Below are 11,634 nucleotides of genomic sequence, written 5' to 3' on the forward strand. Positions count from 1 at the left end.
GGAGGCACTCCGAGAAGCGGGCTCCGGAGGTTCCTGGAGGGGAATTTCGGAAAGCACCGGAATGCCCTTTACCGTTCATACGATGAGCGCCCCACCGCCCACCGCCAGGAGAGCACGCCGGCCCGTCTGGCCGCAGCGGGTCTTCTCCCAGGTCCTGCTGATGCAGCTGGCCGTCGCCACCGGCGTCACCGTGCTCGCCACCGGCCTCTTCCTGGCACCCCTCAGCGCACAGCTGGACGACCAGGCGATGCGTCGTGCCCTGGCCATCGCGCAGAGCACGGCGGCCCAGCCGCAGATCACCGAGGCGCTGCTCGCCACCGACTCGTCCCCCACCGGCCCCGTGCAGACCGCGGCCGAGCGGATCAGGCGCGCCACCGGCGCCGAGTACGTCGTCGTCATGGACCGGCGCGGGGTGCGCTGGTCGCACACCGACGCCGCCGAGATCGGCAAGGTCGTCTCCACCGACCCGAGCGATGCGCTCGCCGGCCGCAACGTCATGGAGATCGACAACGGGACGCTCGGCCGCTCCGCCCGTGGCAAGGTGCCACTGCGCGACGAGGCGCAGCACATCGTGGGCGCGGTCTCCGTCGGGATCGCGTACGAGGGTGTCCGCGCCCGGCTCCTCGCCACGATCCCCGGGCTGTTCGCCTACGCGGGCGGTGCGCTGGCCGTGGGGGCACTGGCCGCCTATCTGATCTCCCGACGTCTCCAGCGGCAGACCCATGACCTCGCGTTCTCCGACATCTCCGCGCTGCTGACGGAGCGCGAGGCGATGCTGCACGGCATCAGGGAAGGGGTCGTGGCGCTCGACCGGGCGGGCAGGATACGGCTGCTGAACGACGAGGCGCAGCGGCTGCTCGGGCTCGGCCCCGACGCGGCGGGCCGCCCGCTGGACGCCGTGCTCGGCGCGGGCCGGACGGCCGATGTGCTGGCAGGCCGGGTGCTCGGCGACGATCTGCTGACGGTCCAGGGCACCCGGGTCCTGCTCGCCAACCGGATGCCGACCGACGACGGGGGCGCCGTCGCCACCCTCCGCGACCGCACCGAACTCGAACATCTCGGCCGCGAGCTCGACTCGACGCGCGGCCTGATCGACGCGCTGCGGGCCCAGGACCACGAGCACGCCAACCGGATGCACACACTCCTGGGGCTGCTGGAACTGGACCTGCACGAGGACGCCATGGAGTACGTCACCGAGATCGTGGGCGTCCAGCGGGCGACCGCCGAGCAGGTCACCGAGAAGGTGCACGATCCGCTGCTGGCCGCGCTCCTGGTCGGCAAGACGACCGTTGCGGCGGAGCGCGGTGTCGCGCTCCGCATGGCCCCGGGGACGCTGCTCCCGGACCGGCTGGTGGACCCTCGCGGGCTGGTCACCGTCGTCGGCAACCTGGTGGACAACGCGCTGGACGCGGCGGCCGGTGCGGACGGCGCTCTGGTCGAGGTGGGTCTGCGCGCCGAGGGCCGTACGGTGGTGCTGCGGGTCAGCGACAGCGGTCCCGGGGTGCCGCCCGGACAGCGTGAGTCGATCTTCACGGAGGGCTGGTCGACGAAGGAGGTCCCGGCACACGGCAAGCGCGGTCTGGGCCTCGCCCTGGTGCGGCGGCTGGCGGAACGGCAGGGGGGCGGCGTCACCGTCGACGGGGGCGCGGACGGCGGTGCCGAGTTCACCGTCGTACTGCCCGAGGCCCTTGCCGAAACAGTGGAAATGACCGAACCGAATACCGGCACGGCGGGAGAAGCTCAGTGATCGAGGTCCTGGTCGTGGACGACGACATCCGGGTCGCGAAGGTCAACGCGGCCTATGTCGCCAGGGTGCCGGGATTCCGGGTGACCGCGCAGGCGCACTCCGCCGCCGAGGCCCTCGCCACGATCGAGAGCCGGCCCGTGGACCTGGTGCTGCTGGACCACTACATGCCCGACCGCAACGGCCTGGCCATGGTGCGGGAGCTGCGCAGGCTCGGCCACCACACCGACGTGATCATGGTGACGGCGGCGCGCGACGTCGCCACCGTCCAGGAGGCCATGCGGCACGGCGCACTGCAGTACCTGGTGAAGCCGTTCGCGTACTCGGGGCTGCGCACCAAGCTGGAGGCGTACGCGGCGCTGCGCCACACGCTGGAACGAGGTGGCGAGGCCGAGCAGGGTGAGGTGGACCGGCTCTTCGGCGCCCTGTGGGCGGCGGGCGAACCCGATCTGCCCAAGGGGCACTCGCCGACCACGGCGGAACTGGTCAGGCAGGCACTCCGGAGCGCCGACGGGCCGCTCTCCGCGCAGGAGATCGCGGAGAGCGCCGGCATGAGCAGGCAGACCGCCCAGCGCTATCTGAAGCTGCTGGAACGGACCGGCAGGGTGCGGCTGACGCTGCGGTACGGCGAGACGGGACGCCCGGAACACCGCTACACCTGGTCCACCGGCACACAGACCTGACCCCGACCGGTCCCGCCCCGTCCGTACGGTGCTGTGCTGAGCCGTGCCGGGCTGCTGCTCGACCGGCCGGGCGGTGCGGACGACACGGTGGCGCGGGGGCTACACCGCACCCGCCCCGGTCAGTGCGCGGACCTCGGTCTCCGCGTGCTTGGCCGCGTCGGGCGGATCCGTGGAGGTGATCGTTCCGACCCAGCCGGCCAGGAAGCCCAGGGGGATGGAGACCAGTCCGGGGTTCTCCAGCGGGAAGAGCTGGAAGTCGATGCCCGGGAAGAGCGAGGCAGGGCTGCCGGAGACGACCGGCGAGAGCAGCACCAGCAGTACGGCGGGAATCAGCCCGCCGTAGACGGACCAGACCGCGCCCCGGGTGGTGAAGTTCCGCCAGAACAGGGAGTACAGCAGCACCGGAAGGTTGGCCGAGGCGGCGACGGCGAAGGCCAGCCCGACCAGGAACGCCACGTTCAGGTCCTGGGCGATCAGCCCGAGACCGATGGCTGCCACTCCGATCGCGGCCGCGGCCACCCTGGCCACGGCGACCTCGCTGTACTGCTTGGAGCCCGGGCGTCTGATCGAGGCGTAGAGGTCATGGGCCACTGAGGCGGACGAGGCGAGGGTGATCCCCGCGACGACCGCGAGGATGGTCGCGAAGGCGACCGCGGCGACCACGGCGAACAGGATCGCGCCCCCGGTGGACCCCTCGCCGCCGCCCAGCTCCATGGCCAGCAGCGGAATCGCCGTGTTGCCCGCGGCGTTGGACGCCCGTACATCGGCCGAACCGACCAGAGCGGCCGCCCCGAATCCGAGCGCGATCGTCATCAGGTAGAAGCTGCCGATGAACCCGATCGACCAGACGACCGAGCGGCGGGCCGCACGGGCGGTGGGCACGGTGTAGAAACGCGACAGGATGTGCGGCAGCCCGGCGGTACCGAGCACCAGGGCCAGCCCCAGGCTGATGAAGTCGATGCGCGCGGTCCACGATCCGCCGTACCGGAGACCTGGCGCGAGGAACCGGCTTCCGTGCCCGCTCCGTTCGGCGGCGGAGTTGAGCAGGGCGTTGAAATCGCCGTGGAAGCGGAGCAGGACGAGAACGGTGAGAACGACCGCTCCCGCCATCAGCAGAACCGCCTTGACGATCTGGATCCAGGTGGTGGCGCGCATCCCGCCGAGCGACACGTAGATGACCATGAGTGCCCCGACACCGATGACGGTCCAGGAGCGGGCGGCGCCGCTCGTACCGCCGAGGAGCAGGGCGACCAGGCTGCCCGCGCCCACCATCTGCGCCACCAGGTAGAGCACGGAGACGGTGACGGACGAAGTGCCCGCCGCGATCCGGACCGGGCGCTCCGCCATCCGCGCCGCCACCACGTCGGCGAGCGTGAACCGGCCGCAGTTGCGCACCAGTTCGGCGACGAGCAGCAGGACGACGAGCCAGGCGACGAGAAAGCCGACCGAATAAAGCATGCCGTCATAGCCGAAGAGGGCGATCAGACCGGAGATACCGAGGAACGAGGCGGCCGACATGTAGTCGCCCGCGATGGCGAAACCGTTTTCCATGGGGGAGAACAGGCGGCCGCCCGCGTAGAACTCCTCGGCCGAACCGTGGCGGTTGCGGCTCACCCAGGTGGTGATGGCGAGCGTCACCGCGATGAAGACGCTGAACAGCAGGAGCGCCAACGTCTGATGGTTCCCGCTCAACGTCCGGCTCCCCGCGTCATCTCCTGTGTCTCCCAGCGCAGTTCGAGTGCGGCCCGGTCCCTGCGCAGCCGCGCGTGGCGCGCGTACGCCCCGGTGAGCAGGAAGGTCGTGAGGAACTGCCCGAGCCCCGCGACCATCGCCACATTGACCGCACCCGCCACCGGGCGGGCCATCAGTCCGGGCGCGGTGATCGCGGCGACGACGTAGACGAGATACCAGGCGAGGAAGGCGAAGGTGGCGGGGACGACGAACCGCCGGTACCTACGGCGCACTTCCTGGAATGCCTCGCTGCGCTGCACCTCCAGATAGATGTCGGCCGCGCTGTGGCCGCGCCGCTGGTCCGCGGGCCCGGGTGGCCCGGTGGGAGCGAAGCTCCCCGTACCGTCCAGCTCGCCCCATCCGGAGGCCAGCACGTCGTACCACGGGTCGTCGAGTCGCATCGCTGCGGCCTCACGCCCTGCTTCCTTCTCCACGGAACAACTCCCCTTGTCCACGGACCACTTCGGCCGTGTACCCAAGAATGGGCAGATCGGGAAGATCCCGGGCAGTTCATTCGCCGGTCTTCACCTCTTCAGGTGACGGCATGTCCGGGCGGCTGTGCGAGGCCCCGAACGTACGCACAGCGAACGGCCTGTGCCCGGTCACGCGCTCCAGCAGGCGGAACTGCATGCCGGGCGAGAGGCCGGCGTCGCCGGACAGCACGGCCTGGACGGCCCGCACGATCTCCTCGCCCCCTGCGTCCTTGGCGAGAGAACGACATCGGGGCCGGTTCGGCCACGGGCTCCACGGCCTCCTCGCCGTCGGAACATCGGCTCAGGGGTTGATGACGGGTGGAGGTGCCGTCTCCACCCGTGGGTGGAGACGGCGTCGCTCAGACGTCGATGCGCGAGCGGTCCAGGGTGGCGGCGGAGCTGGTGATGAACTCCTTGCGCGGCGCCACCTCATTGCCCATCAGCAGATCGAAGACCTGCTCGGACGCTTCCAGGTCGCCGATGTTGATCCTGCGCAGGGTGCGGTGGCGCGGATCCATCGTGGTCTCCGCCAACTGGTCGGCGTCCATCTCGCCCAGACCCTTGTAGCGCTGGATCGAGTCCTTGTACCGGACGTTCTTCCGCTGGAGCTCCAGCAGCCGCTGGCGCAGCTCGTTGTCCGAGTACGTGTAGATGTACTTGTCCTGGCCCTTCTTCGGCTGGACCAGCTCGATCCGGTGGAGCGGGGGCACCGCGGCGAAGACCCGTCCGGCCTCGACCATGGGCCGCATGTACCGCTGGAAGAGCGTCAGCAGCAGCACGCGGATGTGCGCGCCGTCGACATCGGCGTCCACCAGCAGAACGATCTTCCCGTAGCGAGCCGCGTCGATGTCGAAGGTCCGCCCGGACCCGGCTCCTATGACCTGGATGATCGCACCGCACTCGGCGTTCTTCAGCATGTCCGAGACGGACGCCTTCTGGACGTTCAGGATCTTGCCCCGGATCGGCAGCAGCGCCTGGAACTCACTGTTCCGGGCGAGCTTCGCCGTACCGAGCGCGGAGTCGCCCTCGACGATGAAGAGCTCGCTGCGGTCCACGTCGTCGCTGCGGCAGTCGGCGAGCTTCGCCGGCAGCGAGGAGGACTCCAGCGCCGTCTTGCGGCGCTGCGCGTCCTTGTGCTGGCGGGCCGCGATGCGGGTCCGCGCGGCCGCGACGGCCTTGTCCAGGACCGCCCTGGCCTGGGCCTTCGCGTCGCGCTTCGTCGAGGTCAGGAACGCCTTGAGTTCCTTGGCCACGACGTTGGCGACGATCCGGTTGGCCGCAGAGGTGCCGAGCACCTCCTTGGTCTGGCCCTCGAACTGCGGCTCGGCCAGACGCACGGTGACCACCGCGGTGAGGCCCTCGAGCGCGTCGTCCTTGACGATGTCGTCCTCGGCGACGCGGAGCAGCTTGGCGGAGCGCAGCGCCTCGTTGACCGTCTTGGTCACGGAGCGCTCGAATCCGGTCACATGCGTGCCGCCCTTGGGGGTGGCGATGATGTTGACGAAGGACTTCAGATTGGTGTCGTATCCGGTGCCCCAGCGCAGGGCGATGTCGACCGCGAGCTCACGCGTGACCTCGGTCGCCGTCATGTGACCGCGCTCGTCCAGAACCGGCACGGTCTCCTTGAAGGTGCCCTGCCCGGTCAGGCGCAGGACGTCGCAGACCGCCTTGTCCTGGGCGAGGTACTCGCAGAATTCACTGATGCCGCCGTCGAAACGGAAGGTCTCCTCGGTCTTGCCCTCGCCGTCGAGTCCGCGCTCGTCGCGGACGACGATCGTGAGGCCCGGAACCAGGAAGGCCGTCTGCCGCGCCCGCTGGTGGAGCGTCTCCAGGTTGAGCTTGGCGTCCTTGAGGAAGATCTGCCGGTCCGCCCAGTAACGCACCCTGGTGCCGGTGCGCGCCTTCGGCACCCGCTTGCCCTTGAGCAGACCGTTGGCCGGGTCGAACGGGCTGTCCGGCCCCTGCTCGGTGAAGATCCCCGGGACTCCGCGCCGGAAACTGATCGAGTGCGTCGCGCTGTTGCGGTCGACCTCGACGTCGAGCCGGGCGGAGAGCGCGTTGACGACGGAGGCGCCGACGCCGTGCAGACCGCCGGACGCGGCGTACGAGCCGCCGCCGAACTTTCCGCCGGCGTGCAGCTTGGTCATCACGACCTCGACGCCGGACAGACCTGTCTTGGGCTCGACATCGACGGGGATGCCCCGCCCGTTGTCCCGGACCTCCACGGAGTTGTCGTCGTGGAGGATGACCTCGATGTGATCGCAGTAACCACCCAGGGCCTCGTCGACGGAGTTGTCGATGATCTCCCAGAGGCAGTGCATGAGGCCGCGGCTGTCGGTGGACCCGATGTACATCCCGGGGCGCTTGCGAACCGCTTCGAGCCCCTCGAGTACGAGCAGATGCCGCGCGGTGTAGTTGGAGCCGTCTCGGTCTGCTCCGGTCAGCAGCGCAGTGGACGGCACGGACGTATCGGCGGTCACGCGGTTCGCTCCTCGCTGAATTTCATTTGGGGCCCAGTGGGTAACGGGCTCGGCTTCGGTCGCCGCTGAGAGGGTACCGAGGCCTGGTAGAGCGGTTGTAACGCCACCCTTCGACAACCCTCACACTAGTCCAGCCTCGCATACACGTTCGATCCCTCGTAGGAGTGACGCGAACATCACGTTCCCTTCCAGGCATGAACCATTTAGGCTCCGGGCACGTCCTCATGAACAAACCGGCAAGCCAGCCGGGAGGATCCCACCAAGACAAGCAATGCGAAACCGTAGCGCTCCGCAATACGGCACATTCGCCGCCAACCGGCAACAGACAGCCATCTCGAGAAGAAGTTTCGAAGAAAAGCCACGAGCGGGAACGTTTTCGGCCTGGTTGGATGTTGACCCTGGTACGACAGCTCGTCGAGCTAGAGAAGAGGCGACGTGACTACTGTTCTGACCCCCGCGAGCCCGCTGACCGCAGCAGACCGCTGTGACCGTTGCGGCGCCCAGGCATATCTGCGCGTCGTCCTGATCAGCGGCGGTGAACTGCTCTTCTGCGCCCACCACGGGCGCAAGTTCGAGCCGGAACTCAAGAAGATCGCCGCGGAAATACAGGATGAGACGGACCGGCTCACGGCTGTGCAGGCCCAAGCCGCCGAAGAGGAACAACACTGACACCTCGCATCCACGACGAGCAAGGGCCAGGTCCCGGACCTGCCGACGGGCGGCTCCCCCAGGAGGGGAGCCGCCCGTTCTCGTACCTGCGCGGTGATGCCGTTCAGCTGCCTTCCGGCATCCAGCCGATCGCGGCGGAGATCCGCGTGTACACACCCGGGCTCCCCGCACGGGCACAGCCGTTCCCCCAGGACACCAGGCCGATGAGCCGCCCACGGGCCACCAGCGGCCCGCCGCTGTCGCCCTGGCATGCGTCGTGCCCGCCCAGCAGTTCGCCCGCGCAGAGCATCGCTGAGGCGTTGTACGTGCCGTTCCTGCCGCCCGGGTAGGCCTGCGCGCACAGTGCGTCGGGCAGAACGCTCACTTTCGCGGACCGCAGCGACGACGCGTAGTCGCTGTTGCCCGTTGTGTCACCCCATCCGTAGATGGCCGCCTCGGTGCCCGGTACGTACGCCTCGTCGCCGGCTTCGGCCATCGGGATCGTGCTCTTCTCGGGGAGCGCCTCGGCGAGGGTGAGCACGGCCAGGTCCCCTGCGTTCGTGATGGTGTCGAACCCCGGATTGGTCCACGTCTCCCGGACCGCGATCTCCTTCCCTCCGGTCCCGCGCAGGGCATCGCGGCCCGTGATGACGCGCAGATCACGCACGCTGGCGACATCGACGCCGAGCGCCGCCCGGCTCAGGCAGTGCGCAGCGGTCAGCACCTTCTTCGGTGCCACCACGACACCGCCGCAGAACTGGCCGGCGCGCTCTCCCCCGAACCGGTCGCGGCTGGAAAGCGCCACGACCCAGGGGCTGTCCTTGACGTGCGCGGGCTGACCGCCGATGACGACGCCGTCCTCGGCGGCCCGGGCGGAAGATCCGAGCGGTATCAGAGCTGTGGCGGCGACCAGGGCGAACGCCCCGGTCAGGGCGCGGAAGACGGTACGGAACATGCGCACTCCTGACTCTGTGGTGAACCATTCCCACCCAGAGTCGTCCCGCCGGTCGCCGACCGCACGCGTTGATAGGCCGAGGGCCCGGCTCCCCAATGGGATCCGGGCCCTCGGTCCGTGTACTCCTGCGACCTAGTCGAGGTAGTCGCGCAGCACCTGCGAACGCGACGGGTGGCGCAGCTTCGACATGGTCTTCGACTCGATCTGACGGATGCGCTCACGCGTCACGCCGTAGACCTTGCCGATCTCGTCCAGGGTCTTCGGCTGGCCGTCGGTGAGACCGAAGCGCATCGAGACGACACCGGCCTCACGCTCGGAGAGCGTGTCGAGCACCGAGTGCAGCTGCTCCTGGAGGAGCGTGAAGCTGACCGCGTCGGCCGGGACGACCGCCTCGGAGTCCTCGATCAGGTCACCGAACTCGCTGTCCCCGTCCTCACCCAGCGGGGTGTGGAGGGAGATCGGCTCACGACCGTACTTCTGGACCTCGATGACCTTCTCGGGGGTCATGTCGAGTTCCTTGGCCAGCTCCTCCGGCGTGGGCTCACGGCCCAGGTCCTGGAGCATCTGGCGCTGCACACGGGCGAGCTTGTTGATGACCTCGACCATGTGCACCGGGATACGGATGGTGCGGGCCTGGTCGGCCATGGCGCGGGTGATCGCCTGACGGATCCACCAGGTGGCGTACGTGGAGAACTTGTAGCCCTTGGTGTAGTCGAACTTCTCGACCGCGCGGATCAGACCGAGGTTGCCTTCCTGGATGAGGTCCAGGAAGAGCATGCCGCGGCCGGTGTAGCGCTTGGCCAGCGACACCACGAGACGGAGGTTGGCCTCCAGCAGGTGGTTCTTGGCGCGGCGGCCGTCCTCGGCGATGATCTCCAGCTCGCGCTTGAGCTTCGGAGCGAGCTTGTCGGAGTTCGCCAGCTTGTCCTCGGCGAACAGACCGGCCTCGATGCGCTTGGCGAGCTCGACCTCCTGCTCGGCGTTGAGGAGGGGAACCTTGCCGATCTGCTTCAGATAGTCCTTGACCGGGTCGGCGGTGGCGCCGGCGACGGCGACCTGCTGCGCAGGTGCGTCGTCCTCGTCGTCGTCGGAGAGGACGAAGCCCTTGTTCTCGCCCTCGCCCTCCTCTTCCTCGCCCTTGCCGGCCTTTACTTCCTCGATCGCCTCGTCGCCGTCGAGGAGCTCGTCGTCCTGCTTTCCGGACTTCTTCGATGCCGTCTTCTTGGCCGCCGTCTTCTTCACGGCGGTCTTCTTGGCAGCCGTCTTCTTGGCTGCTGCCTTCTTCGCAGGGCCGGCCGTGGCAGCGTCGTCGGCCACCACGTCCACGGTCTCTGCCGACGCGGCGGCAGTGGCCGCGACCGTCCTGGTCACGGTTGTCTTGGCCGCGACAGTCTTGGTGGCGGTGCGCTTGACCGGGCTCTTCGCTGCGACGCTCTTGCGGGCACGTTTGGACGGCTCCGCGGCACTGACCATCAGCGTCACACCCTCTTCCTCGAGGATCTGGTTGAGGCTGCGCAGAACATTCTTCCACTGGGTTGGCGGAATCTGGTCAGCCTCGAAGGCCCGACGCACGTCATCGCCGGCGATCTGCCCATCAGCCTTTCCCCGCTCGATGAGCGCCATCACAGACTCGGACTCGGCGATCTCCGGCGGGAGCGTACGGGATGTGCTGGCCGACACGAACAACCTCTCGGAACGATGGAAACGGCTTCCGGCCCGGCCCTGGAGAGGGCTGGAGCCGACGACCGCCGGGCTGGGAATGTACCGGCGGCGCGGGTTTGGCCTCAGAACTGCACAGCGCACTGAATGGCTGCTGTATTCCTTCCGCGACGGTCACCTCTTAAGTCATCGCACTGTTTCGAGGAGTGTTACGCCCAATCCGCGTGGCCCGAGTCACACCTCATTTGCGATGAACGTGACCAAGAGTGCAAATTCCCCACAACTGTGCCGCCGGACCGTGGCGGCCCGGCGACACGCGGTTCGCACACCCTGGCCGCGCTGCGCTCAGTGCTCGCGGGGCGCCGGCACCACTCGCTCCACCTCGGGGTGAACCACGAGCAGTTGACGCATGGCCGCTTCGGCACCCGCCGCGTCACCGGACGCGAGGGCATCGACGATCCGGGTGTGGTGGCCGAGGGACGCTTCGCCGGGTCGGTCACAGCCCGTGACCGGGCCGCCGGACACCTGCAGCGCGGCGGAGACGATGCCGGAGAGGTGCTCCAGCATGCGGTTGCCCGCCGCCTGGATGAGCAGGGAGTGGAACTCCGCGTCGGCCCGGGAACAGGTGATCGCGTCGCCCTGCCCGACCGCGTGCCCCATGATCTCGACCATGTCGCCGAGGCGCTGTTGAATGTCCTCACGGCCGTGGCCCGCGGCAAGACGAGCGGCAAGGGGTTCGATCGTCCACCGGAGCTCCCCGAGCTCGCGACGCTGGTCCTCGCGCTGAGGGCCGAAGGCGCGCCATTCGATGATGTCGGGGTCCAGCAGGTTCCAGTCACTGACGGGGCGGACCCGGGTGCCCACGTTGGGCCGGGCGCTGACCAGGCCCTTGGCTTCGAGGACACGCAGCGACTCGCGTACGACGGTGCGGGAGACCTCGAAGCGCTGGCCGATCTCTTCCGGCACGAGAGGGCGGTCGGCGCCCAGGTCGCCGGAGACGATCATCTGGCCGAGCTGCTGGACGAGCTGGCCGTGGAGGCCGCGGCCCCGGCTGGCCGAGCCCCGCCGGTTCACCCGGCCGAGGTCGGCGTCGGGGCCGTCCCAGGAACGAAGAGCGGCACGCTCGCCGGCCGGCGCCTCCGCGTACGAGTAGCGATCGATTTCACCCGGGCCGGCGAGGCCGGAATCGGCGGAGCGGGCGGCGGTCATCATGGTGTGCGCAAGGGTACTCACGCATCATTTGTCGGCGTAGCTCACTCGG

9 protein-coding genes and 1 pseudogene are annotated in these 11,634 nt (G+C 69.0%); 3 read left to right on the forward strand and 7 right to left on the reverse strand.

Annotation, left to right across the window (positions count from 1 at the left end; translation table 11 throughout):
• Positions 1-82 precede the first annotated feature (82 nt).
• Entirely contained in the window at positions 83-1,747 is a 1,665-nt protein-coding gene (locus tag OG842_RS09990) for a sensor histidine kinase (RefSeq protein ID WP_266729280.1), read from the forward strand.
• Positions 1,744-2,427: a DUF7342 family protein gene (locus OG842_RS09995; RefSeq protein WP_266729281.1), complete on the forward strand. Its 684-nt coding sequence runs from the start codon at positions 1,744-1,746 to the stop codon at positions 2,425-2,427. Before OG842_RS09990 ends, OG842_RS09995 begins: the two co-directional genes overlap by 4 nt.
• A gap of 99 nt (positions 2,428-2,526) precedes the next feature.
• On the opposite strand, the gene OG842_RS10000 is transcribed toward OG842_RS09995, so the two are convergent.
• The 4 genes and pseudogenes from OG842_RS10000 to OG842_RS10015 all read right to left on the reverse strand — a co-directional run bounded on the left by OG842_RS10000 (position 2,527) and on the right by OG842_RS10015 (position 7,111).
• Positions 2,527-4,119: a solute symporter family protein gene (locus tag OG842_RS10000; protein WP_266729282.1), complete on the reverse strand. Its 1,593-nt coding sequence runs from the start codon at positions 4,117-4,119 to the stop codon at positions 2,527-2,529.
• Positions 4,116-4,559, reverse strand: a complete 444-nt coding sequence (locus tag OG842_RS10005; protein WP_266733506.1) for a DUF485 domain-containing protein — start codon at positions 4,557-4,559, stop codon at positions 4,116-4,118. Before OG842_RS10005 ends, OG842_RS10000 begins: the two co-directional genes overlap by 4 nt.
• 187 nt (positions 4,560-4,746) lie before the next feature.
• Positions 4,747-4,869, reverse strand: a pseudogene (locus OG842_RS10010) (DNA-binding response regulator); the annotation flags it as partial.
• A gap of 121 nt (positions 4,870-4,990) precedes the next feature.
• Entirely contained in the window at positions 4,991-7,111 is a 2,121-nt protein-coding gene (locus OG842_RS10015) for a DNA gyrase/topoisomerase IV subunit B (RefSeq protein WP_266729283.1), read from the reverse strand.
• A gap of 435 nt (positions 7,112-7,546) precedes the next feature.
• On the opposite strand from OG842_RS10015, the gene OG842_RS10020 reads away from it, so the two are divergent.
• Complete coding sequence (locus tag OG842_RS10020; RefSeq protein ID WP_024489001.1) at positions 7,547-7,780, forward strand: DUF7455 domain-containing protein; 234 nt, start codon at positions 7,547-7,549, stop codon at positions 7,778-7,780.
• Between the two features lie 103 nt (positions 7,781-7,883).
• On the opposite strand, the gene OG842_RS10025 is transcribed toward OG842_RS10020, so the two are convergent.
• The 3 genes from OG842_RS10025 to OG842_RS10035 form a co-directional block, all read right to left on the reverse strand.
• Positions 7,884-8,714 carry a S1 family peptidase gene (locus OG842_RS10025; protein ID WP_266729284.1) on the reverse strand — a complete coding sequence of 277 codons (831 nt, stop codon included), beginning with the start codon at positions 8,712-8,714 and terminating at the stop codon, positions 7,884-7,886.
• Between the two features lie 132 nt (positions 8,715-8,846).
• Positions 8,847-10,394 (reverse strand): RNA polymerase sigma factor, encoded by a 1,548-nt coding sequence (locus OG842_RS10030; protein ID WP_266729285.1) that lies wholly within the window; start codon positions 10,392-10,394, stop codon positions 8,847-8,849.
• A gap of 324 nt (positions 10,395-10,718) precedes the next feature.
• Entirely contained in the window at positions 10,719-11,606 is an 888-nt protein-coding gene (locus tag OG842_RS10035; RefSeq protein WP_266729286.1) for a FadR/GntR family transcriptional regulator, read from the reverse strand.
• Positions 11,607-11,634 lie beyond the last annotated feature (28 nt).

The sequence above is a fragment of the Streptomyces sp. NBC_00376 genome, assembly GCF_036077095.1.
GTDB lineage: Bacteria > Actinomycetota > Actinomycetes > Streptomycetales > Streptomycetaceae > Streptomyces.